This is a genomic window from Lysobacter sp. Root667 (assembly GCF_001427715.1).
Taxonomy (GTDB): Bacteria; Pseudomonadota; Gammaproteobacteria; order Xanthomonadales; family Xanthomonadaceae; genus Lysobacter.
Map to the genome: position 1 here is coordinate 74,562 of NZ_LMHF01000001.1, position 25,973 is coordinate 100,534.

A 25,973-nucleotide genomic window follows, 5' to 3' on the forward strand; every position below is an offset into this window, starting at 1 on the left:
GCCGCCGTTGATCCTGGCCCGTGCCGACGGGATCGGCACCGCACCCGCTCCGCTGCAGCTCTACCTCGAAGTCAGCCTCAACCAGACCGCCTACGGCACGCCGCAACCGTTCGAGCTGCGCGACGGCCATTTGTTCGCCAGCGTCGCGACCCTGCGCCAGATCGGCTTCGTCCTGGAGGGCCGCGACGACGGCGAATCGCTGGCGCCCGACAGCCTGGCCGGCGTCAGCGTGCGCTACGACGCTTCCTTGCAACGCGTGGCGATCGACGCGCCGCTGTCGCTGCTGTCCCTGGCGACCACGCGCCTGAATGCGCCGGGCACCGATATTCCCAGCGCGACCGCATCGCCGGGCGTGCTGCTCAACTACGACTTCTACGCCAGCCGCGACGACCACAGCGACAGCATCAGCGCCTTCGCCGAACTGCGCGCTTTCGGTCTCGGCGCCGGCGTCTTCAGCCAGACTGCGGTGACGCGCAGCCATCGCAGCGAAGGCGAGCCGCGGCGGACCGAATCGGTGCGCCTGGACAGCAGCTGGCGCTGGTCCGCGCCGGCCTCGATGTTCAGCGTCACCGTCGGCGACGTGATCAGCGGCCAGCTCGACTGGACCCGGCCCCTGCGCCTGGGCGGCGTGCGCATCGGCCGCGACTTCGGTCTGCAGCCGTATCGCATCACCACGCCGCTGCCGACCTTCCTGGGCGAAGTCGCCGTGCCGTCAGCGGTGGATCTGTACGTCAACGGCATCCGCCAATACAGCGGCGAACTGCCGCCCGGGCCGTTCCAGCTCGCGACCATCCCCGGCATCACCGGCGCCGGCAATGCGCAGTTGGTCGTCACCGACGCTTTCGGCCGCACCCGGCAACTGGATTTTCCGTTCTATGCCGCGCGACAGCTGCTCGCCAAGGGCTTGTCGGATTGGTCGCTGAGCCTGGGCATGGCGCGCGAAGACTACGCCTTGCGTTCGTTCTCCTACGGCAGCGAACTGCTCGGCAGCGCCGACCTGCGCTACGGCATCAGCGACGAGTTCACCTTCGAGGCGCATGCCGAAGGCGGCGACGGCGTGGTCAACGGCGGACTCGGCGCGGTCTGGTTGCTCGGACGTGCCGGCGTGTTCAGCGCGTCGCTCGCGCACGGCCAGGACCGCAGCGACTCCGGCTGGCTGTATGCCGCCGCCTACAACTGGAGCAACGGCCGCTTCAACCTCGCCGCCGACACCCAGCGCACGCGCGGCGAATACCGCGACGTCGCTTCGCGCTACGGCCTCGGCCCGGCGCGGGTCAGCGAACGCGCGGTGGCGAGCTGGAGCGACACCCGCCTGGGCAGTCTGGGCCTGAGCTACGTGCGCCTGATCTATCGCAACGAAACGCCGGCGCGCTACGGCAGCGCGACCTGGACCCGCAACTTCAAGAGCGGCGCGGCGCTGAGCCTGTCGTACAACCAGAACCTGGATCGCTCCGAAGACAGCAACGTCTACCTCGGCTTCTCGATGAACCTGGACTACGGCCGCGAAGATCGCCGCCTGCAACTCAGCGCCTCGCTGCAACGCAACCGCGATCGCGACCAGGCGGTGCTCGACCTGAGCCGGCCGGTGCCCGGCGACGGCGGTTTCGGCTGGCGCCTGCAGGCGCGCGGCGGCGACGGCGAAGAAGGCGGCCTGGCCGAAGCCGGCTGGCTGACTTCGTACGGACGCTACAGCCTCGGCCTCGCCCGCCAAGGCGACAACGATTACGGCTATGCCAGCGCCAGCGGCTCGCTGGTCTGGATGGGCGGCCACGCCTTCGCTGCGCGCAACGTCAGCGATGCGTTCGCGGTGGTCTCGACCGGCCGGGCCGACGTGCCGGTGCTGCTCGAGAATCGCTTGATAGGCCGCACCGATCGCGACGGCATGCTGCTGGTGACGCCGCTCAACGCCTGGCAGCGCAATCGCATTGGCATCGATCCGATGGAACTGCCTGCCGATCTGCGGCTCGACCGGGTCGAAGTCCAGGCCACGCCGCGGGACCGCTCCGGCACCCTGGTGCGCTTCGGCATCGAGCAGGTCCGCGCCGCGGTGCTGGTGCTGCACGACATGCGCGGCCAGGCGCTGCCGGTCGGCAGTCGCGTGCATCTGGATTCCGGCGCGACCGCGGTCGTCGGCTACGACGGCGAAACCTACCTGGACACCTTGCAGGAGCTCAACACGGTGCGCGTCGACACCGCCGACGGCTCCTGCAGCGTGCGTTTCGCGTACCCGGCCGGTGGCGGCGTACCGCGCATCGGGCCGCTGATCTGCCAGACCGAGGTGATGCCATGAATCGTCTGCTCGCCGCCGCGCTGTGCATGACGCTGATGTTCTGGCTGCCCGCACGTCCCGCATCCGCGACGACCACCTGCACGGGCACCATGACCACGCTGAACTTTCCGGCGACGAGCGGCTCGATCAGCGACGCCACCGCGACGTTGAGCATTACCTGTTCGACCTTCGGCCTGTCCCTGCTCGCCAATGCCAAGGTCAACATGTGCGTGAGCATCTTCAGCGGCACCGACGGCGGCGGCACCCTCAACCCGCGCCGCCTCGTCAACACCTTCAACGATCCGATGAACATGCAGCTCTACACCGACGCCGCCCGCAGCGCGATCTGGGGCGCGCGCGGCAATGCCACGGTGCCCAATCCATTGCTGCTGCAATTCAGTTATGACGTGCCCTTGCTCGGCGGCAACCAGACCATCGACACCACTCTGTACGGCCGCATTCCGACCCAGACGGGGCTCAACGCCGGCACCTACGTCAACCGCTTCACCGCCGGGGCCGATACCCTGATCGAGTTCCGCTATGCCGAACAGTTGCTCGGCACCCCACCGATGCCGGCCTCGTGCATCTCCGGAGGAAGCGGCGGCACTTCGAGCCAATTCCCCTTCACCGTCAACGGCTCGGTGCCGGACAGCTGCACGCTCACGCCCAAGCCGGTGCCCAACCTGGCCTTCGGCAATGTGCCGGGACCGATCACCTCCAACGTCGACCAGACCACTTCGATCGGCCTGGTCTGCAGCGGCCGCACCGCCTGGCAGATCGGCCTCGACAACGGCCTCTACGCCAGCGGCACGACCCGGCGCATGCGCAACGGCGCCGGCCAGTTCGTCGTCTACGAGTTGTATCGCAACAGCCCGCGCAGCCTGCGCTGGGGCAATACTCTCGGCACCGATACCTTGGCCGGCACCGGCACAGGGGCGGCAGAGTCGCTGCCCGTGTACGGCCGAGTCGGCGCACAAGCGCCGGCCATCGGCAGCTACAGCGACACCATCACGGTGACGGTGACTTACTGATCGCCGGCCCGGGCGACACGGATGTCCAGCGCAGTGGAGAAGAGGAGGCGCCAGGCCTCGCTCGTACCGGCGTGCGCCGGAAGATTGCGGGTTGCGGCAAGGCGCCGGGTTCGGCGCCAGCCTGAGGTCGCGTCAAGCGCATGAGATGCTGGGTTGAAGCATCCGAGGAAGAGACTTCGATTACATACTGCGATGCGCACGCAAGGCGCGCCCGGTTCAGGGCGCGACGTTCAGCGCTTCACGCTTGCTGGCCCGGCGCGCCTCGCGCGGCTGGTCCCAGGCGTTATTGAACAGCGCCGGCTCCCACGAACCGTAGGTCGGGTTGGGCAGCATCCACCAGCGCTCGCCGAACCAGTCGTGGTACTGCTTGAGCAGATCGTCGCGGCCGGCCGGGGTGTTGGCCACCACCTGGACGAAGTCGCCGAGCTGGTCGCCGAACTGCATCAGCACCCGGTACTTCTGCCCGGCCAGCTTGCGCCGGCAATTCTTCTCGCTGCCGTTCTGCTCGCAGCCCTCGACGAAGGTGCCCAAGCCGAGGAACACGCTGTCGTCCTTCACCGGCATGCCAGCCGCGCGCAGATTGGCCAGGGTCGCGGCCTGCAGGTGCTCGGCGCGGTTGGACAAGTACAGGACGGTCACGCCCTTGGCGGTCGCGGCCTTGGCGAAATCGACCACGCCCGGCAGCGGCTTGGCCTTCTTCTCGGCGACCCAGGCGTCCCAGGTAACGTCGTCGTACTCCTTGCCGTCGCGCACCAGGCGCGCCTGGTAGGGCGAGTTGTCGAGCACGGTCTCGTCCACGTCCATGACCACCGCCGGCGGCAGGCCGGTGGCCGCGTTGCCGCGTTCATCGGTCACCAGCGCATCCCAGTTCTTCTGCTTGAGCGCGGTATCGAGCTTGTCGGCGGCGGCGCGGTAGACGGTCTCGGTCGCGGCACGGTACTCGGCCGAAGTCTGGACCCAGAGCACGGCATTGAGGTTGTCGTCGCCGCCGGGCGCGGCGCTCGCCGCCGGAGTCGCGGCCGGGGCAGCCGGTGCGGTGGCCGCAGGCGTTGCCGGCTCGGCTGGTTTGGCGGCAGGCGCCTCGCTGCGCTTGCAGGCGCCCAGCGCGAGCGCGCAGGCGAGGACGGACAGGGTAAGGGCGCGGGTGTGCATGCGCGATCCGGAGCTTGGGAAGGGCTGAAGTGTAGCCGAGGTGTGTGGCAGGGTTGGCGGGTGCCGCCCGAGTTCGCTTCTGCCTTCCGCAGGAGCGGCATTCCCCAGGGATTTCCTTCGGTCATAAGCCGCTATCGTCGGCCCCTCAGCCGGAGCTGCGCCGCTCTCGCTTTGGGGTAGGAGCGGCATAAGCCGCGACCACGAAATCCGCTTGCCGACCGGCGGTTTCGCTTCCGATCTGCCCTTGCCTCTGCTTTCTGTGGGAGCGGCGTGAGCCGCGATTGCGAACTCCGGGCTGCTGCGTTGGTTTCGTTACCTAAGTCAAAGGCTTCCGCCTGCTGCGCATGCGTGTCACTTTCTCTTGCCACTCGCCCTGGGGTGGGAGCGGCGTGAGCCGCGACCGCGGCCTTCGTCTTCCGACGGCGGTTCCGCTACGGCTCTGCCTTCTGCTTCATGTGGGAGCGGCGTGAGCCGCGATCGCGAACCCCAGCTACTTTGTCGGTTTCGTTCTTAAGCAACAGCTTCCGCCCGCTGCGCGAGCGGGTCACTTTCTCTTGCTACTCGCCTTTGGGTAGGAGCGGCGTGAGCCGCGACCGCGACCTTCGGCTACCGCGCTGGCTTCGATTCGGATTGGCTTCGCTTTCTGNGTCACTTTCTCTTGCTACTCGCCTTTGGGTAGGAGCGGCGTGAGCCGCGACCGCGACCTTCGGCTACCGCGCTGGCTTCGATTCGGATTGGCTTCGCTTTCTGTGGGAGCGGCGTAAGCCGCGATTGCGAATTCCGGTTGTTGCATTGGTTTCGTTCTTAAGCAACAGCTTCCGCCCGCTGCGCGCGCTGGTCACTTTCTCTTGCCGCCCGCCTTGGGGTAGGAGCGGCGTGAGCCGCGATCGCGACCTTCGGCTACCGCGCTGGCTTCGATTCGGATCGGCTTCGCTTTCTGCTTTCTGTGGGAGCGGCGTAAGCCGCGATTGCGAATCCCTGCTACTTCGTTGGTTTCGTTCTTAAGCAACGGCTTCCGCCCGCTGCGCGAGCGGGTCACTTTCTCTTGCTNAGGAGCGGCGTGAGCCGCGATCGCGACCTTCGGCTACCGCGCTGGCTTCGATTCGGATCGGCTTCGCTTTCTGCTTTCTGTGGGAGCGGCGTAAGCCGCGATTGCGAATCCCAGCTACTTCGTGGGTTTCGTTCTTAAGCAAAGGCTTCCGCCCGCTGCGCGTGCGGGTCACTTTCTCTTGCTAGCCCAAGAGAAAGTAACCAAAGAGAAGGGCTTGCCTAGACAAACCTCCCGTGCGAGATCGGAGCTGGCGCGGGGATTTTTCGAAGGAACATCCTGTTCCTCGAAAAACGGCGCGCGTCCTGCGCGCCGCCCTTCGGGTCTGGGTGGGATTGGGCGAGTGCGTGGCATTGGATTTCAATGCCGCGGCAACGGCAACGGCAACGGCAACGGCAACGGCAACGGCAAGGACAAGGACAAGGACAAGGACAAGGACAAGGGCAAGGGCAAGGGCAAGGGCAAGGGCAAGGGCAAGGGCAACGGCAACGGCAACGACAACGACAGCCGCAGTATGCAGGTCCCTTCTATGGCGTGTTGGATCGCCTGCAGTGCGAAAGCGTCAGCGCTTAGGCACTTGCGCGATGCATTCCACTTCCACCCGCGCGTTCATCGCCAGGCCCGATGCCGCCAGCGCGCTGCGCGCCGGGTACGGGGCCTGGAAGTGGCGGCGGTAGACGTCGTTGAACGCCGGCCATTCCTTGATGTCGGCCAGGAACACGGTGCACTTGATTACGTCGCGCATCGACGCGCCGTGGCGCTTGAGCACGTCCTCGATGCGCTGCAGGGTCCGGTCCGACTCGGCCGCGATGCCGCCGGGCACGAGCTCGTTCTTGCCTTCCGCGGTGCCGATCTGACCGGACAGGAACAGCAGGTCGCCGCTGCGCACCGCTTCGGAGAACGGCAGCGAGGCGGCGGCGGGATCGGGCGAGCTGAGGAACTCGGGCGGTTCGCCGGCGATGGCGGCAGTGGCGGCGAACAGGGCAGCGACGAAAACGCAGCGCGACAGCACAGTGGGCGCAGGCATGGGCATGTCCGGACGAGGCAGGGAATCGCACCATCGCGCAAGCGCCGTGGCCACGCAATCCCGGATGGTCCGCAGCGGCCGTTCGTCAGCCCGACGCCGCGATCTGCAGCGACACCCGTTTGCGGCCCTCGGCCACCCATTGCGTTCCGACTTCGCGGAAGCCGAACTTGCCGTGGAAACGGCGGGAGGCTTCGTTGAGCGGTTCGCTGTAGAACTCGCAGGCGACCGCGTCGATGCGCTGATCGCGGGCGAAATCGAACAGATCGCGGTAGAGCAGGGCGCCGAGCCCGCGCCCCTGCTGCGCCGCCGACACCACGACCCGGTCGATGTACAGGAAGCGCTGGTAGCGCGCCTGGAACCAGCGGTAGTTCGGGCTGTCGTAGCCGCAGCCTTCACGGAATGCGAGCAGGAACGCGATCACGTCGTCGCCGTCGGCGACCACCCGCTGGTAGGCCGTTTCGGCCAGCAGTTCGCGCAACCGCGCCGCATCCATCGGACTGAGCAGTTCCTCCGATTCCAGGTTCAGCGCCAGCACCGCGGCATGGTCGTCGGGCGCGATATCGCGGATGCGCAGGCGGGTATCGTCGTGCACGGTCATGGTTTCGTATCCGGTCGGTGGCGCGCTCAGCCTTCCAGCAGGGCTTTGATCGCAGCGAAGCCGGCGGTGGCGCGTTCCTGTTTGCGCGCCGCGTCGGCCACCGGATCGGCGCCGTCGCGTTGCAGTTCGGCCGCCGGCAACTCTTCGATGAAGCGGCTGGGCTGCAGGCGGATGCGGTCGCCCCAGCGCTGGGTTTCGCGCGCATGCGACAGGTACAGCGCTTCCTTGGCACGAGTGATGCCGACGTACATCAGGCGGCGCTCCTCGTCGAGGCGGCCCTCCTCGATGCTGGCCTCGTGCGGCAGGTTGCCGTCCTCGACGCCGACGATGAACACATAGCGGAATTCCAGGCCCTTGGCGCCGTGCAGGCTCATCAGCCGCACCTGGTTGCCGGCCTCGCCCTTGTCGGCGTGCGACAGCAGCGCCAGCTGCGCGGCCAGTTCGCCCGGGCCCGCGCCCTTGCCGCCGTCGAACCAATCGGACAGTTCTTCCAGATTTTCCTTGCGGCGCTGGAAGCTGGCCTCGTCCTTGCACTGGGCGCGGATCGCGGCCAGCAGGCCGCTGCGCTCGGCCAGCACGCGCACCAGTTCGGCCGGGCTGATGCGCTGGGCTTCGCCGCGCAGCGAACGCACGATGTTGACGAAGCCGTCGAGCGCATTGGCTGCGCGCGGTTGCAGTTGCTTGAGCGCGCCCACCGATTCGGCCGCGCGCGACATCGGCATGTGCGCCTGCTGCGCCAGTTCGGCGAGCTTGGCCAGGGTGGTCGCGCCGACCTCGCGCTTGGGCGAGGTGACCGCGCGCAGGAACGCGGCGTCGTCGTCGGGGTTGGCGATCAGGCGCAGCCAGGACAGCGCGTCCTTGACCTCGTGCCGCTCCAGGAACGCAGTGCCGCCGCTGAGGTGGTAGGGCACGCGCAGCAGCTGCAGGGCCTTTTCCAACGCGCGGCTTTGGTGGTTGCCGCGGAACAGGATGCAGAAGTCGCTCCACGGCGCGCTGTGCTTCTGGGCCAGGAAGTGGATCTCGCTGGCGACCTTCTCGGCCTCGTGCGCGCTGTCGCGGCATTCCCAGACCCGGATCCGCTCGCCGTCGGCCTGCTCGCTCCACAGGGTCTTGGGGTGTTCGTGCGGGTTGTTGGCGATCAGGGTGTTGGCCGCGCGCAGCACGCGGTTGCTGCAGCGGTAGTTCTGCTCCAGCTTGACGATCTCCAGCGTCGGGTAGTCCTTGCCCAGCTCCAGCAGATTGTCGGGATTGGCGCCGCGCCAGGCGTAGATCGACTGGTCGTCGTCGCCCACGCAGGTGAACAGGCCGCGGGTGCCGGCCAGGCACTTGAGCAGGCGGTACTGGGCGTCGTTGGTGTCCTGGCATTCGTCCACCAGCAGATAGCCGATGCGCTCGCGCCAGGCCAGCTGCAGGTCTTCGTCGGCTTCCAGCAATTGCACGGGCAGGCGGATCAGGTCGTCGAAATCGACCGCATTGAAGGTGCTCAGGCGCTGCTGGTAGCGCTGGTACAGCAGCGCCGCCTCCATCTCGCGCGGGCTGGTCGCCGCGGCTAGGGCCTCCTCTGGCGACAGGCCGGCGTTCTTGGCGCGCGAAATCAGGTTGCGCATGCCGTCGAGCACGTCCGGCTTGCTGCCAGGCGGCAGCAGGTCCTTGATCTGAGCGGCCGAGTCGTCGCTGTCGAACACGCTGAAACCGCGCCGCAGCCCGGCCTTGGCGTGGTCGATCTGCAAAAAGCGCAGGCCCAGGGCGTGGAAGGTGCAGATCGTCAGCCCGTCCGCGGCGTCGCCCTTGATGCGCTTGGCGACGCGCTCGCGCATTTCCTTGGCGGCCTTGTTGGTGAAGGTGATCGCCGCGATGCGCTTGGCCGGCATCCGGCCGGAGGCGATCAGGTGGGCGATCTTCTCGACGATCACACGGGTCTTGCCGCTGCCCGCGCCGGCGAGCACGAGCAGGGGGCCATCCGTATGCAGGACAGCAGCGCGTTGGGGGGGATTGAGGCCGTGCATCGTTGTCATCTTTCGGCCGGTCGGCCGGTCTATCTAGCCCATGAGTTTACCCGCTCGGGTCGCCCCGACCCGCTAACCTGTGCCCCTGGACCTCCAGAAACGAAAGAAGGAACTGACGCAATGCGTAAGACGATCATGCTGCTGGCCTTGCTGCCGCTGTCTTTGGGAGCCATCGCGGCCGAGAAGAAGGCTGCGCCGCCGCCGGATCCGACGGAAGACCCGCTGATGCTCAGCTCCGGCTTTCTGACCCACCACCCGGACCTGCGCTATCGCTTGCTCGGACTGGAGGCCTATAAGGAGAAGAAGTTCGAAAAGGCGCTGAAGTTCTTCATGCGCGCTGGCTATTACTCCGACAAGGCCTCGCAGGGCATGGTCGGCGAGATGCTGTGGAACGGCGAAGGCGCCCCCAAAGACCGGGCATTGGGCTATGTCTGGATGGATCTGGCCGCAGAGCGCGGTTACCGCGGCTTCTTGGGCCTGCGCGAGAAGTATTGGGGCGAAATGAGCGAAGCCGAACAGGCGCGCGCGCTGAGCGAAGGCCCGGCCCTCTACGCGGTCAACGGCGACGCCGCCGCGCGCGAACGCCTGAATCGCGAACTGCGCCGCGGGCGCCGCCAGACCACGGGCAGCCGTACCGGCTTTACCGGCAACATGCAGATCATCGTGCCCGGCCCCGGCGGCAGCCAGCAGGTCATTTCGGGCACCAAGTTCTACGACGAGCGTTACTGGGACCCGGCGCAGTACGCGCAATGGCACGACCAGATCTGGATGAAGCCGCGCGTCGGCCGGGTCGACGTGGGCGATGTCGAGAAAGTCGAGGCCGGACAGGTCGTAGGTACTCGAATTCAATCGGACGCGCCGAACATCGATGCGCCGGCTCCCGCCGTGCCCGACGAGCCCGCGCCCAAGCCCTAAGTCGGGCCACTCCGCCGCGGCGACCGTCGGTCGCCCGCGGAGCGAAATCGCTGCGCCGGGCATGGTCCCGGCCCGGATTGGGTGCTAAACCGGCCACGGGCGCATCCGCGCCCGTGTTCCGCCGGAGGCATCATCATGGCGATATCCACGCGCAGTCGATTCGCATTCCTGGCGCTGACTCTGGCCGCCGCCTGGGCCGCGTCCGCCGCGCAACCGCTCAAGTTCACCGATGCCAGTTACATGGACATCGACTCCATGGTGCTGGCCGCCAAAGGCCGCCCGAACGAGGAGCACCGTCTCTACGGCCTCAAAGCCTACGTGCAGGGCCGCTACGGTGAGGCCGACGAGCGCTTCCGCCACGCCGCCCAGTACGCCGACAAATATTCGCAGCATTACCTCAGCCTGATGCGCTGGCACGGTGTGGGCGGCGCCCCCGATCGCGTGCAGGGCTACATCTGGGCCGACCTGGCCGCCGAGCGCGGTTCGCGCCGGCTGCTGGCGATCCGCGAAAAGATGTGGGCCGAACTCACGCCCGAGCAGCGCGCGCAGGTCGAGGCCCAGGGCGGGGACTACTACGCGCGCTACGGCGACGAGGTCGCCAAGCCGCGCGCGGAAAGCCAGATCCGCAGTTTCGCCCGCGACATGACCGGCAGCCGGGTCGGCTACCGCAACCAGGCCATGAACATCTCCGGCGCGCCGGTCAACGGCGCCTTCGCCGTCGACACCGGCAGCAATGCCGCGGCCTATGCCATCGCCGCCGCGGCGACGCCCGACGAGCTCTACGGCAAGGAAGGCGGCCTGCAGCGCCTGGGCGCGTACTGGAATGAACAGGATCGCCTACTCGACCTGGGCACGGTCGAAGTCGGCACGCCGCGCAAGGTAGGAGGGCAGCGCGATCCATGAAGCCGCGCCGACGGCGGCGCATTCCGGCGCCGCCGCCGCCCATCGCTCATCCGAACCGCACCTAGCGCCGCGCAAGCACGCCCCCGCCGCCCGCGCAATCTCGGAACTTGGGCCGCGGATGCCTACACTAGGCGCATGGCCAAGCTCTATTTCTACTACTCGGCGATGAACGCCGGTAAGACCACCACCCTGCTGCAGTCCGCGCACAATTACCGCGAACGCGGCATGCGGGTGGCGATCCTGACCCCGCGCCTGGACCACCGTGCCGGCAGCGGCACCGTGGCCTCGCGCATCGGCCTGAAAGCCGACGGTATCGGCTTCAACCAGGGCGAAGACCTGGAAACGCTGATCCGCGCCGACATCGCCGCCCACGGCACCCTGCATTGCGTGCTGGTCGACGAGGCCCAGTTCTTGACCCGCGCACAGGTCTGGCAGCTCAGCGAAGTCGTCGACCAACTGCGCATACCGGTGCTGTGCTACGGCCTGCGCACCGATTTCCGCGGAGAACTGTTCGAAGGCAGCCAGTACCTGCTGGCCTGGGCCGACGAACTCACCGAGATCAAGACCATCTGCCACAGCGGCAAGAAGGCGACCATGACCGTGCGCGTCGACGAGCGCGGCCGTGCGGTCCAGGACGGCCCTCAGGTGGAAATCGGCGGCAACGACCGCTACGTGTCGGTGTCGCGCGCGGAGTACAAGCGAGTGATGCGCGGGGAAGGCACGATCGAGCCGTTGCAGCAGCCGTTGCCGTTGTAGGTTCGGGCTATGGATTTACCGCCTCTCGTTTCCAGCAAGGTGCTCAGCGGCTTGTAACAGCCTCGTACGGGTTGGTTTGCAACCGATTATTGCGTCCAGGCCTTGCTGGGCCGCGCCACCTTCCTCCCTTCGTCGCAGCGTTTGCGATCACCCCACGATAGCCTCCACACTGTGGTTAGGGGGGCCGACCATGTCGGCTTGAGTTCAGGCATCACAGTCCGCGCCGTTCGGCCCGGCGAGAGCAGCTATCGCATGCAATCCCATTTCGCCTCCGCTTCGACGGGCACGGTTTCCGGTGTGCGTCCGTCCCGCCTGCGTGCGCGCCTCGCCCACGCGACATTGCCATTGCTGGCCTTGATAACCGGCGCGGTATCGGCCCAAAGCATCACCGCCGAGGCCGAGTATCAGAAGAAGATCCAGGCGGCGTCGACGATCACGGCGGCTAGCGTCGGGTTCTTCGGCAACCGCACGACGGATTCGACCGGCAAGACGGAATTCGTGAATGTCGATATCGACGTGCCCGGCAACAGCGATCTGCCCGTACAGCTGGGGCGACGATTGTCCATCGACTGGCTATATCTGCCGGAGCAGCTGGGCGGCTTCGGCAATTGGGATGTCGAGGTCCCGTATATCCAGACGACCGTGTCCAGCAATATGGGATGGTCGATCGACAGCCCTTCCTCTCCGAACCGGTACAAGCGCTGCTCCTTCCCTGGCCTGCCGTACGTGGAGGGCCTGTTGGTCAATCCTGAGGAAGTATCTCAGGGCTATCGGCTGCACGTGCCCGGAATGGGCGATGAGCCGATGCTGGTCGACAACACCACGAACATCGACCCCACCAATGGCGCCGGCCACCCCTGGGTGCTCAAGTCGATGGGGCGATTAGGCTGCTTGCCTACCGTGAAGAACGGTTATCCCGGCGAGGGTTTTTATCTGCTCACCACCGATGGCGTGAAGTACTACTTCGATTACCCGGTCGAGCGGACGGCGCTCACGGTGCGCAAAGGGCCCAAGGGAATCCCGGGCTACAACATGGCGCGCAAGAACATCTATTTGCTGGCGAGCCGCGTCGAGGACAGGTTCGGCAACTATGTGGACTACACCTACACGAATGGGCAGCTGACCGGAATCGCCGCTAACGACGGACGACAGATTTCGGTGCAGTACGGCACAAACTCCGTAACGGCGACCAGCCACGGCCGCACGTGGACCTATGCGATGCAGAACGGGCACCTGACCACGGTTACGAATCCCGATGGGTCGACCTGGCAGTACTCGCCGTATGGTTTTGGTGGGATCTACAACGAGCCGCAGTCCGATTCGCTGGGCCTCTCGTATTTTGATCCGGGCAACATGTGTTTAACCGAATCGGATCGCGGCCGTTATGCGGGCGAGTTTCCTTTCACGGTCAAGCACCCAAGCGGAGCGAACGCAACGTTCCAGTTCGACGGACATCGCTTCTATCGCAGCCGGGTTCCTTACCTTTGCTTCATCGACTTCTTCGACCATGAAGTGAAGGTTTCCGGTGGAACAATCGACTTTACGGCTTCGGTCCTTTGGACGAAGGTGTATGAAATGTCGATGGCTGGAATAAGTTGGGCCGCAACGCTCCAGGGGGTCGACAACTACGAAGCGCAGGGCACGACCGAAGACTTCATTAGTGTGTCCGGTTATGCCCGAATCGGGACGCCGAACTACTTCGACGTCTACTCCTTAAAATCCCTGGTGGTATCAGGGCCTGGCATTGCTACAGCGACGACCTCGTATACCTACGGAGAGGAAAGCTATCCCTATTGCGGTATCTACGACCATCAGACAGGTTTGCCTTCCGGCGTAGGTTGCAACCAGGACCCCTGCGCGGACGGCTCTTGCGACGGTGTGGGGCGTTTGACCACGATCACCCTTCCTACTGGAACCGTAGTCAAGAAGCGATTTGGTGTCATCTTCGAAAAGAACGAAGGTGAATTGCTGAGCGAGCAAGTTTTTAGTTCCAGTGGCACGCAGATGCAGCGGGCCGACTACGCCTATGTCCAGGACGAGGAAATGGGGCAGCAGCCCTTCCCGGACGAGGCCGGGTTCGGTTTCCATGATCGGATGGAATCCAAGCTGCGCCCGCTGGTCTCCACCGTGCTGCAGCGCGATGGTGTCACCTATTCCAATATCGTCGACAGCTTCGACCAATTCGCACGCCCGGTATCGGTGACCCGCTCCAGCAATATCAATTACGGGTACAGCCGCAGCGACGTCACGACTTATCACGACAACCTGTCGAAGTGGGTGCTGGGGCAGGTGGCCTCCGTCACTACTGCCGGGTTGGTGCCCACGCAGACCGACTACGACAGCGCCACGGCATTGCCGATCCGCAACTACGCCTTCGGCAACCCGGTGCAGACCGTGACCTACAATCCCGACGGCACCGTCGCTACGGTCAAGGACAGCAACAACCACATCACCATGATGTCGGACTGGAAGCGCGGCGTCCCCAGGACTGTTCAATACCCTGCCACGCCCGAGGCGCCAGGCGGCAGCACCGAGACCGCAGTCGTCAACGACGCAGGTTGGGTTACCTCGGCGAGCGATGAGAACGGCTATGCCACGGCTTACGGTTACGACAGCATGGGGCGCGTATCCACGGTGACATACCCAACAGACGATTCGGTGCTCTGGAACAGCACGACGAGTTCTTTCGTGCAAGTGAATCAGACGGAGATGGGGGTCCCGGCCGGCCATTGGCGCCAGATAGTGCTGCAGGGCAACTACGAAAAAGTGACCCTCTTCGATGCGCTGCTGCGGCCGGTGCTCCAATACGAGCGCGACATTGCCAGCAACGATCAGACCTACAAGATCACTATCAATGGCTACGATCAGGAAGGCCGGCAGACCTTCGCTTCGTACCCGCGGAACCCCTATGCGGACGGGAACTGGGCGATCAATACCGGCATCTACACGTCATACGATGCGCTGGGTCGCGTGATCAAGGTCGAGCAGGACTCCGAGCTCGGCGCGCGTCTGGCCACCACCACCACATATCAACTCGGTGGCGATATCACGGTAACCAATCCGCGCGGTAAAGCGACTCGGACCCGCTACGCGGCCTGGGATCAGCCGAGCACCGATTATCCGATCGAGGTCTTCCATCCTGAAGGTGCGTTTACTCAGATCGTGCGCGACGCGCTGTTGCGGCCTGTCCAGAACCGTCGCACCGAGGTGGCGCCATGAGCCCCGGTCTCTCGATTGACACGAATGTTGGGTCTTTCGCATCGCGAGCTAAGAAACTTATGAGCGGAGTCGACCAGTGCCTCCATTCGCAAGTGGTTGCCGCTCGGTTTGCGATGTCTCTGATCGCCAGAGGCTTCTTGGTGCTGTCGTTGATGCTGACGGGCCTTGGCTTTGCGCATGCCGCCAATGGCCATTGGATCCATATAGCGAGCCCGACCAACGGCGCATCGTTTCCGGCACCCGGCAACGTCTTCATCAGCATCGAAGGCGGAAGCACGGAACCCAATCAGACGGTCGAAGATATCTTCGTCCAGGTCAATGACGAGCCCGTCCAGAATAACGCGTCGCTGCAGAACCTGGCGCCGGGCACGTACAGCATTTATGCATCCGGGATCGCGTACAGCGGCGGTCAGGCGCTGCTGGACCCTGTCGAAGTGTCGGGTCAGTTCGTCGTCACCGCCGCGCCGGCGCACAACGCTCAGTTCATCGCGCAGACGGTGCCGACCGCAATGGCGGCTGGCCAGTCCTACGCCGTCTCCGTGCAGATGAAGAATACGGGTACGGCGACCTGGACGGCGGCGGATTCGCATCGGCTCGGCTCGCAGAATCCGGCCGACAACACCAAATGGGGCAGTTCTCGGGTCTCGTTGTCTGGCAGCGTGGCGCCAGGTCAGACGGCGACGTTCAATTTCACGGTGCAAGCGCCGAATGGTGCCGGCAGCCACAACTTCCAGTGGCGGATGCTGAAAGACGGCAGCGACTGGTTCGGCGAGCTCAGCCCTAACCTCTCGATCGCGGTGACCTCCGGCTCGCTTTCTGCGACACCGAACCCGTGCTCCATCCCGAGCGGAAGTTCGACCTGCTCCAGCAGCATCGGTTGGGTGTCCAGCGCCGCCAATGCCCAGGTCTGGGTGACGGGTTTGGACAACGCCAATCCACAGCTCTTCGCGAGCGCCAAGAGCGGCTCGCAAGCGGCTTCGTGGATCAATGCCGGCGGTGTGCGTTTCCATCTCAAGAGCGGCGCCTTGACCCTGGACACCATCGATGTGGTGGGTCAGCTCGCGGCCAATGTCGCTCCATCGGTGCAACTGACTGCGCCGATCGGCGGACAGGTATTCCCATCCGCCGGCGCGGTCAGCTTGAAGGCGACGGCTTCGGATCCGGATAACGGAGTGCAGCGGGTCGAGTTCTATGTCGACGGCGTCAAGGTAGGCGAAGACTCCAGTGCGCCCTACACCGCCAATTGGAGCTCGACGGCGGGTGGGCACTCGCTCACGGCAGTCGCGATCGACCCTCTGAATGCGCAGACGACTTCGACGGCCGTCGGTATCAGCGTCAGTTCGCCGCCGCCCATCGCGACAGGTGGTGTGGGGCGTTACTACGTCTACAACAACGACCCGGCATATGGCGCCGATCAGCGTTTATGCAAGGTGATCGAGCCGGAAACCGGCGCTACGGTGATGCGGTACGACGGCGCGGGCAATCTGATGTGGTCCGCATCCGGCTTGAACTTGCCGAACACGACCAGCTGCGATTTTGCGGCGGCCTATGGGTCCGGTCGTCGCTCCGATCGCCTGTACGACGCGCGCAACCGGGTGACCGATCAGTCGTTCCCGGACGGTAACGGAAATCAGCATTGGGGCTACACACCTGATGGCTTGCCGCATCAAGTACGGACTTGGAACGATGCCGGTACCACCATCGTCGATACCGTCTATACCTACAACAAGCGCCGCCTGCTGACCAAGGAGTCCTTGCTGAGGCCGTACGAATGGGCCATCGGTTATGGCTACGATCAGAACGGTAACCTGGCCGCGCAGACCTATCCGACTGGTCTGGCGCTGGCCTATGCCCCTAACGCTCTGGGTCAAGCGACCCAGGTGGGGACGACGTCAACCAGTAGCACTTCGGGTACCTACGCTACCGGCGTCGGTTATTACCCCAACGGCGCGATCAAGCAGTTCACCTATGGCAACGGCATTGTGCACACCATGGTGCAAAACGCTCGCCTGCTGCCCCAGACCACGCAGGACGGCAGCGTGGTGGGTTTCACCAACCTCTATGACGCCAACGGCAACACTACGTTGATCGACGACTTAGCGCAGGGTCAGAGCTTCAAGCGCTACCTGAGTTACGACGACCTCGATCGCCTGACGGCAGCTGGCTCAGCAATGTTCGGCGGAACCACGCATTACATCAACTACACCTACGACGCCTTAGACAACATTCGCACCGTAAGCCATCCCGGTGTGCGTGAGCATAGCTATTGGTACGACGCCAACAATCGTCTGACGAATGTCCAGACTCCCAACGGCGCGACGGTCGTAGGTATGGGTTATGACGTACAGGGCAATCTCGGCAACAAGAGCGGCCAGCTGTACACCTACGACTACGGCAATCGTCTGCGCCGGGTGCTGGGTAAGGAAAGCTATCGCTACGACAGTCTCGGCCGCCGATCGGAGTCGGCCAATGACGACGGCTCCTTGCATGTTTTCCAGTACAGCCAAGCGGGGCAGCTGCTGTTCAGTTCCAAGGTCTCGTCCGCCGGTGTTCAGACCACGCACGAGAACGTCTATCTGTCCGGCAGCTTGATCGCGACGATCGACCATAACTGGCCGAGCAATACCGTCATTGCGACCAAGTATCACCATACCGACGCATTGGGCAGCCCGGTCGCGGTCACCGACACGAGCGGTACGGTGATTGAGCGGACCAACTACGAGCCCTACGGCAGCGCGATCAACAAGACGGTCGACGGCATCGGCTACACCGGGCATGTGATGGATGGGTCGACCGGGCTGACGTATATGCAGCAGCGGTATTACGATCCGACGTTGGGGCGGTTCCTGTCGGTTGATCCGGTGTCGGCGAACTCAAATTCGGGTGAAAATTACAACAGGTATTGGTATGCAAATAATAACCCCTACAGGTACACCGACCCTGATGGTCGTTGCATTGATAAGGGGCCTTGCCATGAGCCTCCACCTTTCAACGTCTTCAAGCATACATTTTCAGGAAGGATGTGGTCGGAGCAGCTCGGAGATACCATCGCTCTATTTCGTTCGGATGGATATAACCCGCTAAGCCATGAGTTCCGCGACGCTGGGCAACTGGAATCGTCAAAGGTTGGTCTAATTGCATTATTTATGCCTGCCGCTAGGGCTGAGGCCGCCGCGGCGACCGAGGTTAAAGCAGCTATTCGATTCGCGTCCTCTGACCCATTGGTTACAGCGCTTGCCACAAAGATTGAGGCTGCTTACCCGGGGCATGTTCGTGGTGTGAATGTACCGGTAAGGAGTGGGGATGGAAGAATGGTGACTGACATTGATATTTTACTCCGCAATGCAGCCGTGCAAGTTAAGTCGGGCGGAGGAAAAGGAATGTCAGGACAGCTTAGAAGAACGGAGCAGGCTACAGGATTGCCTGCGATCGGATATGGCCCAGACCTTGGCCGCCATGTTCTGAGAAATTGTGCAGCAACCAACTGCGAGAGGACGCTCATTGAGGCGGTTAAACCTTGAATACTATTATCTTTTTTCAAAGCCTAGGACGTGACTGGAGCCCTGAATATTGGGCGGTCAGTCATGGGGCTTCGCAAGGCGAGTATGGGGAGTTCGTGGTTGAGAGCTTCGGTGGTTGGATATCAGTGTCGCGCGATCCGAACGTTCTTGACGACTATGAAAGTGATGAGGCTGCTGTCGTTCGCAAGGCTATTCCGACATTCGAAGCCTATGTCATTGAATGGAGAGGGGGGGGGCTGATTGATGATCTACTAAGCTCGATTCCTGCTGAACACTTTGCTCTAATCGACAACGACCATGGCTTGGTGGTTTCGATTGATCGCGTGAGAGGCTTGCCTTTGGATTCTTGGATTAAAGCCGACAGACTGCCGGTAAATTTTTAGGAGAAATGGAGTCAGGTTCATTTCGGGTGGCTTACGCGGATGAGGTCCCAGGCCAATCGCATAAATTCGCTGGAAATGTATCTGATCTCTTAATCCCATACATTGAGATAAAACCTGGGCCATGAAACGAGAAATTGCGGAAATTTGGACGCCCACAATTTCGCGCTAGCCTGAGCGCCGGCTGTTGGACGGCCAGGGCGAAAGCGTCAGCCAGACCGGCTGGTACGCCTGGTCGCTGGGCTACGGCTACGACCGCTATGGCAGCTTGGCCGCGCACGCCTACCCCACCGGCCTGTCGATCGCCTACGCGCCTAACGCCCTGGGCCAACCGACCCAGGCCGGCAGCTACGCCAGCGGCGTGAAATCGACTCATGCAAGTTTAGTTTCGACAGCCACATCGCATATTGGCGGCGTTTGTAGGCGGGTAGGTGGAGCTGGAAAATAATTGCATCAAGCCGCTGTATCAGGCAACGAAGCGAACGTGATCCATCGAATATATAAGTGTGTTCGGCAAGCGAGCGGTGAAACAAGGTGAGTTAGAACAAAAAATTCAGTACGCGGCACAAATACAAACCCAAAACTCCCATCTGGCTAGCTTCGCTTTTTATGGCCCGCCCGGCTATGAAATAATGACGGTAAATGGAAAGATGCTTACAATGCATAATCATGGATTAGGCGGCGTAAGGTTTAATGGAATTGATAGGCTTGCCAGGCCTGATCTTATATTTCGCCCAGGATCTTTGAGGGAGCCAAGTATACCGAATCAAACGCTAGATGAATTCTCGGAATATGATGGGGCGGGATACTTGTCAACGCCCACGGGTGCTCTAAAAAAGGGTCTTTAAAATGCGAAATCAGAAATCTCTTGCATTGCTTGCGCTGTTGGCCATTAGCGGCCCCGCTGCCGCAATCTCTAGCATGGAAGGGGCTAGGGTCGGAGAAAAAATCTCCTACTCGTCTGGCGATTCGGTGGAGATGGTTTGCGATAAAAATAACGCGTGCAAAATCAGAGCGCGAGTCGGCGGAAAAAGGTACGCGATCACGCGGGAAATGATGAATCTAGAGATTGAGCCGTTGCCCAGTACGCTAGCTTTGATGACGAGCAGCGATGCCACGCGCGACTCTTTCAGTATTCAGTTCGAGATTAGGTGCGACGAGTATGCTGATGCGCCGCCCGTATATATTTGCTTAGGGGTTCTTCATGTGAAAAATGGAGCTGTCGACAGCATTTCAACACTTAAACGAACTTACTCTGATGAATATAGAGCTAGGCAGCCATTGGGGAAGTGAATTGGGGCTCTGGTAAAGAGATATTTAAATCGTGATTCGTGTAGTAGTAACTGGCTGGGTTCCAGGTTTTAATAAGGTCGAAACAAACAAGCGGCTAAGGGGGTATCTGGACTATGATTTGCGTGAAGCGAAAGATACGGTCGATGCAATCCTAAATGGGGGCGAGGTTGAATTCGAGCTGCCCGATGATCAAGCGATACAGCTTTGCAGAGAGCTGAATCAGTTGGGGGTAACTCTTAGACTGGAAAAGTTGGATTAAGGGCGCGTCCTGGTCTCACCTTTCGCCTAGCTCCCACACCCCGCCCTAATCCCATCAATCTCCCGCCCAATCGCACTCCCATCCGGCCGCTGCGTAGCCAAGGTGCGATGCAGCACGTCGAGCCGCTCGCGCGCCTGCTCGCGAGCAGGACCGTCGCATCGCACGCGCGCGGCGTAGGCCTGCGCCAGCCAGCCGATCTTGCGCAGTTCGATATCCGCGTTCGGCAGCGCCGATAGCGCATCCAGTTGCGCCAGTGCATCGAGGTCGCCGGCCAGGGCCTGCGGATACGCCAGGCTGAGTTCGGCGCGGCGGGTGTGGGAGTGTGCGGCGCCGTAGCCGCTGCGGGTCTGGCGCACGGCTTCGCCGAGCATGGCCAGGCCGCGGTCGCGGTCGCCCAGGGCCAACAGGACTTCGCCTTCGAGTCGGTCGGTGTCGCCCAGCAGCGGGTGGTCGACGCCGTAGCGCGTGTCGCGCAGTTGGCGCGATTCGCGCAGCAGGGTCAGGGCTTCGCGGTCGCGGCCCTGTTCGTGCAGCACCATCGCCAGGTTGAACAGGGTGCCGGACAGGCGGCCGGTGTCGCCGTGTTTGCGGGCGATCTCGATCGCGCGCCGCAGCGCGGCCACGGCATCCGACAGTTGGCCGCGTTCCCAGGCGATCACGCCCAGGCTGTTGTAGGTCGCGCTGAGGTCGGTGTGGTCGGCGCCCAGGCGCGCGGTCAGCAGGTCGCGGATTTCGCGGAATTCGTTCTCGGCCAGGGCGAAACGGCCCTGGTCGACATGGATCGCCGCGACTTGCCGGCGCGCGGACAGGGTGGTCGGATGCTGCGCGCCGTTGACCTCCAGGGCGATCGCCAGCGCGTTTTGCGCTTCGCGTTCGGAGGCGTCGACCTGGCCCAGGTCGCGCAGGCGGGCGGCGATGTTCCAGCCGATTTCGACCAGTAGCGGGTGCTTCTCGCCGCCGCTCTGGCGCAGTTGCTCGCGTGCGCGCTCGAAAGCTTCGAGCGCGGCGCGGGTTTCGCCGACGTCGGCCTGCAGGCCGGCGAGGTCCATCAGGTTCTCAACTTCGCCGGCCTGGTTGTGCAGCACTTCGCGGCGCAGCGCCAGCGAGCGTTCGAACAGCAGGCGCGCGCTCTGGCGCTCGCCGTTGATGCGGCGGCAGCGGCCGAGTTGCGAATAGAACTCGGCGGCCTGGGTCGGCAGTTGCGCCTGTTCGCGCCGGGCCTGGTCGGCCCAGGGCTGCATCAGGTCGATGCAGGCGCGCGCTTCGCCCAGCAACCGCAGCACTTGGCCGCGCTGGGTCAGCGATTCCAGCTGCAGGCTGCTGGGGACGTCGTCGGTGAGTTCGAGAATGCCGGCCTGGCGGTCGAGCAGGGCCTTGGCTTCGTTGTAGTCGCCCAGGCCGGTGCGCAGGCGCGCGACCACGCCCAGCAGTTCGGCGCGCGCGCGCGGCTGGCGCGCGAGCTCGCGGTTGCCGCGCGCGACCGAGGCGTCGAGCAGGCCGCGCAGGTCCAGCGCTTCGCCCTCCGGGGTGCCGCGTGCGTTTTCGAACAGGCCGACCATGAAGTCCTGCATGGCCTGCGCGCGGCTGGCTTCGCGCACGGCCTGGCGCGCCTGCCAGGCGACGATCGCCAGCGCCGCGGCCAGCACCACGGTCACCAGGGTGCCGGTCGCCAGCGCCCAGCGGTGGCGCAGCACGTATTTGTGGAAGCGGTAGCCCAGGCTCTGCGCGCGTGCCTGCACCGGGCGTCCGGCGCCGAAGCGCTGCAGGTCCAGGGCCAGGGCTTCGACCGAGGGATAGCGTTGCTCGGGCCGTTTCGACAGGGTCTTGAGGACGATGTTGTCGAGATCGCCGGCGAGCTGGCGCGCGTGCCGGCGCAGCGCGGCGCTGTCCGGCGGCGGGCCTTCCTCGCCGGTGCTCTCGGCGTTGCGCAGCACGGTCTGCGACGGCCGCAGCGGGTCGGCGGCGAGGATCGCTTCTTCCCACTCGGCGTCGGTCTGGCGCTTGAGCCGGTAGGGCTTGGTCCCGGTCAGCAGTTCGTACAGCACCACGCCCAGCGAGTAGACGTCGGTCATGGTGGTGACCGGCTCGCCGCGCACCTGTTCCGGCGCGGCGTAGTGCAGGGTGAAGGCGCGCATGCCGGTGCGGGTCTGCTCGGGCACCGGGGCGTCGCTGTCGAGCAGCTTGGCGATGCCGAAGTCGAGCAGGCGCACGTCGCCGCCGGGCGTGACCATGATGTTCGACGGCTTCAGGTCGCGGTGCACGATCAGGTTGGCGTGGGCGTGGCTGACCGCGTCGCAGATCTGCTGGAACATGTGCAGCCGCTTGTCCAGCGGCGTGGACTGGTTGCGGCAGTAGTCGGTGATCGGTTCGCCTTCGACGTATTCCAGCGCCAGGTAGGGCAGGCCGTCGGTGCTGATGCCGGCGTCGAGCAGGCGGGCGATGTGCGGATGGGCGAGGCGGGCGAGGATCTGGCGCTCGCGGGTGAAGCGGATGCGCAGGTTGGTGTCGGCCAGGCCGGGGCGCAGCAGTTTCAGCGCGACCCGGCGCTGGTACAGGCCGTCGGCGCGCGAGGCCAGCCAGACCTGGCCCATGCCGCCTTCGCCGAGCATGCTTTCCAGCCGGTAGGGGCCGACCGTGCTGCCGACGCGCGCGCCGGCCAATGCGGCGACCAGCGGTTCGGCGAGGAAGTCCTCGTGGCCTTCCTCCAGCGCTATCAGGGTCTGCAGTTCGTCGGCGAGCGCGGGGTCTTCATCGCGAAGTTCGCCCAGACGCGCCGCCCGCGCCGGCGGATCGAGCTCGAACAGCGCGTCGAGCAGGGGGGACAGCCGTTGCCAACGCTCGGCGTCCATGGGCGGCGGCGCTCAGCTGTCTTTGAGCGACGCCAGCAGGAACAGGCGGGCCTTCTGCCAGTCGCGGCGGATGCTGCGCTCCGAGCGCTGCAGCAGGGCGGCGATCTCCAGCTCCGACAGTCCGGCGAAGTAGCGCAACTCGACCACGTGGGCCAGGCGCTGATCGACCGCGGCCAGCTTGGTCAGCGCGGTGTCCAGGCCGAGGGTTTCCTCGTCCAGGCGCAGGCCGCCTTCGACGTCGTCGGGCAGTTCGGTAACCCGGTGCAGGTCGCCGCCGCGCTTCTGCGCCAGGCGCTGGCGCGCGTAATCCACGACCACGCTGCGCATGGCCGAGGCGGCATAGGCGAAGAAATGGGCGCGGTCGTCGAATTGCGCCTCGCGGCGCCCGACCAGCTTGAGGTAGGCCTCGTGCACCAGCGCGGTCGCGTCCAGGGTCTGGCCGTGCTGGCCGGCGAGCTGGCGCCGCGCCATGGTGTGCAGTTCCTGGTACAGGGTGGCCAGAACGCTGTCCAGCGCGCCCCGATCGCCCTCGCGCGCGGCGTCCAACAGCAGGGTGATGTCAGCGCTTTCGGCCATCGTGTTCCCCGGGGCAAGGCGCGACTATAACGTGTTGATCTTAGCCCGGCGTATTCACCGGTTGGCATCAAAATTGCCCAGAAGGGCATGCCAAGTCAACGTTGGCAGTGACCGCACCAGACGGTGGTGCGCTGGCCGACCGAGGCCTGTTTCAGGGCCCGGCCGCAGCGCGGGCAGGGTTCGCCGCCGCGGCCGTAGGCGGCCAGTTCCTGCTCGAAGTAGCCCGGTGCGCCGTCCGGGCTGATGAAATCGCGCAGGGTGGTGCCGCCGCGCTGGATCGCATAGCCCAGGATGGTCTTGATCGCCCCGGCCAGTTCGCCGTAGCGCTCGCGCGCGACCTTGCCGGCCGCGCGCAGCGGCGAGACGCCGGCCGCGAACAGGGCCTCGGCGACGTAGATGTTGCCGACCCCGACCACCACGCGCTGGTCCATCAGGAAGGTCTTCACCGGCGCCTTGCGGCCGCGGCTGAGCTCGAACAGGTAGTCGCCGTCGAAGTCGTCCGACAGCGGTTCCGGGCCGAGGTCGCGCAGCAGTTCGTGGGTCTCGCCGGGGCGCTGCCAGAGCAGGCAGCCGAAGCGGCGCGGGTCGTTGAAGCGCAGCACGCGGTCGGAATCCAGCAGCAGGTCGATGTGGTCGTGGGCGCGTACCGGGGAATCGGCCGGCAGCACGCGCAGGCTGCCGGACATGCCCAGGTGCAGCAGGGCGCTGCCGGCGGCGGTGTCCAGCAACAGGTACTTGGCGCGGCGGCGCACCGCGTCGATGCGCTGGCCGGGCAGGTCGGTCTCGATTTCGTGCGGGATCGGCCAGCGCAGGTCGGGCCGGCGCAGGATCGCGGCGACCACGTCGCGGCCTTCCAGGTGCGGCGCCAGGCCGCGGCGGGTGGTTTCGACTTCGGGAAGTTCGGGCATGGCGCAAGCGTACTATCGTCGTGCCGGCACGCCAGCGCGCGATGCGCACCGGCCGCCGCCGCCGGAGGTTCCGTGCTCGATCCTGCCGTGCCCGATCCCGCCATACCCGCCGCCGCCGCGCAGGCCGCGCCCGCGCTGGCGCTGCGCGGCTACCTCCTGGCCGAACTCGACGCCGCCATCGCCCAACTCGCCCGCCGCGGCGGCGCGCTGCACGAGGGCGTGCACCTGGCGCGCAAGAGCCTGCGTCGCGCCCGCGCGACCCTGGCCCTGGGCGGCGTGGCGCTGGGCCCCGGCGCGCCCCTGATCGACCGCGAACTGCGCCGGCTCAACACCGGTCTGTCGGCGCTGCGCGATGCGCACGCCCTGGTCGAAACCCTGGACCGCCTCATCGCCCGCGATGCCGACGCCGACACGCTGGGCCTGTTGCGGCGCGCCCGCCGGGTCGCGGCGGGCGCACGCGCCGAGCATGCGCGCCAGGCGCGGCTGGCCGATCCCGGCTTGCAGGGCCGCCGCAGCATGCTGGCGGTGCTGCGCGCCGGCGTCGCTGCGCTGGATTGGCCTGCCTTGCAGGTCGCCGCCCTGGAGCAGGCGATCGCCGACAGCCGCGAGCGCCTGGACCGCGCCGGCCGGCGCGCCCGCGCCGACGGCAATGACGAGGCCTGGCATCGCTGGCGCCGTCGTGCCCGCCGGCTGTCGCAGCAGCGGCGGGCGCTGAAGGCGGCGGGGGTAGAGGTGCACGCGCCGGACCTGGACAAGCACACCGCCGAGCGGCTCGGCCTCGCCCAGGACCTGGCCCTGCTGCTGGACCATTGCGGCCGCCGCTCGCCCTTCGCCGCCGCCGACCGGGCGGCGCTGCGGCGCTACGGTCGGGCCCAGCAGGCGCGCGCCCGCAAGCGCATCGTCGCGGCCCTGGCCGAGGCGGACACCCGCAACGGCGTCCGCGAAGAAGCTCCAGCCCCGAGCGATGGCCGAACTTGAGCGAAATTGCTGCGGATATTTTCGCAAATCGCCGAAATTGCCCCAAGCGGATCCGGCGGCGCCGGCGCCGCGCCGGCGATCCAGGCCTGCCCTCCGTCCGCCGCTGCCCAGGCTGAAGCCGTTGGTCCGCGGAGGGCCCCGCGGTGCTTGCGTACAGGCCCGGCGACCCCCATCACAGAACCAGCCCGTACCGGCGCGAACGGTATGGCCGCGGTGGCATCATCCCGCGCGGGAGGTGCTTCCTGCGCCTCCCCTCCGGCTCCCTTCCTTCCATGGGCCGGTCGT

At 65.1% G+C, this 25,973-nt stretch carries 17 protein-coding genes; 10 read left to right on the forward strand and 7 right to left on the reverse strand.

All coding sequences use genetic code 11. The features are described from left to right. Positions 1-7: 7 nt before the first annotated feature. Both ASD78_RS00335 and ASD78_RS00340 read left to right on the forward strand, forming a co-directional pair. A complete protein-coding gene (locus ASD78_RS00335) occupies positions 8-2,290 on the forward strand; it encodes a fimbria/pilus outer membrane usher protein (RefSeq protein WP_162250103.1) in 2,283 nt (760 codons plus the stop codon). Continuing rightward, positions 2,287-3,300 carry a spore coat U domain-containing protein gene (locus ASD78_RS00340; RefSeq protein WP_056097687.1) on the forward strand — a complete coding sequence of 338 codons (1,014 nt, stop codon included), beginning with the start codon at positions 2,287-2,289 and terminating at the stop codon, positions 3,298-3,300. The genes ASD78_RS00335 and ASD78_RS00340 overlap by 4 nt, the downstream gene beginning before the upstream one ends. 216 nt (positions 3,301-3,516) lie before the next feature. On the opposite strand, the gene ASD78_RS00345 is transcribed toward ASD78_RS00340, so the two are convergent. The 4 genes from ASD78_RS00345 to ASD78_RS00360 form a co-directional block, all read right to left on the reverse strand. Beyond that, positions 3,517-4,452 carry a 5'-nucleotidase, lipoprotein e(P4) family gene (locus ASD78_RS00345; protein ID WP_055907383.1) on the reverse strand — a complete coding sequence of 312 codons (936 nt, stop codon included), beginning with the start codon at positions 4,450-4,452 and terminating at the stop codon, positions 3,517-3,519. Between the two features lie 1,610 nt (positions 4,453-6,062). Continuing rightward, positions 6,063-6,527, reverse strand: coding sequence for a RidA family protein (locus ASD78_RS00350; RefSeq protein WP_056097688.1), 465 nt, complete (start codon positions 6,525-6,527; stop codon positions 6,063-6,065). An 85-nt stretch (positions 6,528-6,612) separates the two neighbouring features. Further along, a complete protein-coding gene (locus ASD78_RS00355; protein WP_056097689.1) occupies positions 6,613-7,125 on the reverse strand; it encodes a GNAT family N-acetyltransferase in 513 nt (170 codons plus the stop codon). 26 nt (positions 7,126-7,151) lie between these two features. Next, positions 7,152-9,131 carry a UvrD-helicase domain-containing protein gene (locus ASD78_RS00360; RefSeq protein ID WP_056097690.1) on the reverse strand — a complete coding sequence of 660 codons (1,980 nt, stop codon included), beginning with the start codon at positions 9,129-9,131 and terminating at the stop codon, positions 7,152-7,154. 120 nt (positions 9,132-9,251) lie between these two features. Here ASD78_RS00360 and ASD78_RS00365 point away from each other — a divergent pair, with 120 nt between their 5' ends. The 7 genes from ASD78_RS00365 to ASD78_RS20355 all read left to right on the forward strand — a co-directional run bounded on the left by ASD78_RS00365 (position 9,252) and on the right by ASD78_RS20355 (position 20,377). Then, positions 9,252-10,046: a sel1 repeat family protein gene (locus tag ASD78_RS00365; protein ID WP_056097691.1), complete on the forward strand. Its 795-nt coding sequence runs from the start codon at positions 9,252-9,254 to the stop codon at positions 10,044-10,046. Between the two features lie 135 nt (positions 10,047-10,181). Then, a complete protein-coding gene (locus ASD78_RS00370) occupies positions 10,182-10,949 on the forward strand; it encodes a hypothetical protein (protein ID WP_056097692.1) in 768 nt (255 codons plus the stop codon). Positions 10,950-11,084: 135 nt separating this feature from the next. Beyond that, positions 11,085-11,705: a thymidine kinase gene (locus ASD78_RS00375; RefSeq protein WP_056097693.1), complete on the forward strand. Its 621-nt coding sequence runs from the start codon at positions 11,085-11,087 to the stop codon at positions 11,703-11,705. Between the two features lie 198 nt (positions 11,706-11,903). After that, positions 11,904-14,924, forward strand: coding sequence for an RHS repeat protein (locus tag ASD78_RS00380; protein WP_156087503.1), 3,021 nt, complete (start codon positions 11,904-11,906; stop codon positions 14,922-14,924). A 113-nt stretch (positions 14,925-15,037) separates the two neighbouring features. Beyond that, entirely contained in the window at positions 15,038-18,445 is a 3,408-nt protein-coding gene (locus ASD78_RS19700) for an Ig-like domain-containing protein (protein WP_162250104.1), read from the forward strand. Beyond that, the gene (locus ASD78_RS20350; RefSeq protein ID WP_156087504.1) at positions 18,442-18,828 is read left to right on the forward strand and encodes a hypothetical protein; all 387 of its coding nucleotides are present in this window, start codon (positions 18,442-18,444) and stop codon (positions 18,826-18,828) included. Before ASD78_RS19700 ends, ASD78_RS20350 begins: the two co-directional genes overlap by 4 nt. A 1,321-nt stretch (positions 18,829-20,149) precedes the next feature. Further along, positions 20,150-20,377 (forward strand): hypothetical protein, encoded by a 228-nt coding sequence (locus tag ASD78_RS20355; RefSeq protein ID WP_156087505.1) that lies wholly within the window; start codon positions 20,150-20,152, stop codon positions 20,375-20,377. A 26-nt stretch (positions 20,378-20,403) separates the two neighbouring features. Here ASD78_RS20355 and ASD78_RS00390 read toward each other — a convergent pair whose 3' ends face one another. From ASD78_RS00390 to mutM, 3 genes are all read right to left on the reverse strand, one after another. Further along, the gene (locus ASD78_RS00390; RefSeq protein WP_056097695.1) at positions 20,404-23,226 is read right to left on the reverse strand and encodes a serine/threonine-protein kinase; all 2,823 of its coding nucleotides are present in this window, start codon (positions 23,224-23,226) and stop codon (positions 20,404-20,406) included. Positions 23,227-23,238: 12 nt separating this feature from the next. Further along, complete coding sequence (locus ASD78_RS00395; protein ID WP_055907413.1) at positions 23,239-23,802, reverse strand: ECF-type sigma factor; 564 nt, start codon at positions 23,800-23,802, stop codon at positions 23,239-23,241. A gap of 95 nt (positions 23,803-23,897) precedes the next feature. Next, positions 23,898-24,710 (reverse strand): bifunctional DNA-formamidopyrimidine glycosylase/DNA-(apurinic or apyrimidinic site) lyase, encoded by an 813-nt coding sequence (gene mutM, locus ASD78_RS00400; protein WP_056097696.1) that lies wholly within the window; start codon positions 24,708-24,710, stop codon positions 23,898-23,900. Between the two features lie 72 nt (positions 24,711-24,782). Between mutM and ASD78_RS00405 the strand changes: the two genes are divergently transcribed. Next, the gene (locus tag ASD78_RS00405; protein WP_056097697.1) at positions 24,783-25,688 is read left to right on the forward strand and encodes a CHAD domain-containing protein; all 906 of its coding nucleotides are present in this window, start codon (positions 24,783-24,785) and stop codon (positions 25,686-25,688) included. Positions 25,689-25,973 lie beyond the last annotated feature (285 nt).

Coding starts and splice junctions, on each gene's coding strand:
- ASD78_RS00365 (WP_056097691.1), top strand. CDS start 9,252: ATGCGTAAGACGATCATGCTGCTGGCCTTGCTGCCGCTGTCTTTGGGA.
- ASD78_RS00375 (WP_056097693.1), top strand. CDS start 11,085: ATGGCCAAGCTCTATTTCTACTACTCGGCGATGAACGCCGGTAAGACC.
- ASD78_RS00390 (WP_056097695.1), bottom strand. CDS start 23,226: ATGGACGCCGAGCGTTGGCAACGGCTGTCCCCCCTGCTCGACGCGCTG.
- mutM (WP_056097696.1), bottom strand. CDS start 24,710: ATGCCCGAACTTCCCGAAGTCGAAACCACCCGCCGCGGCCTGGCGCCG.
- ASD78_RS00340 (WP_056097687.1), top strand. CDS start 2,287: ATGAATCGTCTGCTCGCCGCCGCGCTGTGCATGACGCTGATGTTCTGG.
- ASD78_RS00345 (WP_055907383.1), bottom strand. CDS start 4,452: ATGCACACCCGCGCCCTTACCCTGTCCGTCCTCGCCTGCGCGCTCGCG.
- ASD78_RS00360 (WP_056097690.1), bottom strand. CDS start 9,131: ATGCACGGCCTCAATCCCCCCCAACGCGCTGCTGTCCTGCATACGGAT.
- ASD78_RS00350 (WP_056097688.1), bottom strand. CDS start 6,527: ATGCCTGCGCCCACTGTGCTGTCGCGCTGCGTTTTCGTCGCTGCCCTG.
- ASD78_RS00395 (WP_055907413.1), bottom strand. CDS start 23,802: ATGGCCGAAAGCGCTGACATCACCCTGCTGTTGGACGCCGCGCGCGAG.
- ASD78_RS00355 (WP_056097689.1), bottom strand. CDS start 7,125: ATGACCGTGCACGACGATACCCGCCTGCGCATCCGCGATATCGCGCCC.
- ASD78_RS00370 (WP_056097692.1), top strand. CDS start 10,182: ATGGCGATATCCACGCGCAGTCGATTCGCATTCCTGGCGCTGACTCTG.
- ASD78_RS19700 (WP_162250104.1), top strand. CDS start 15,038: ATGTCTCTGATCGCCAGAGGCTTCTTGGTGCTGTCGTTGATGCTGACG.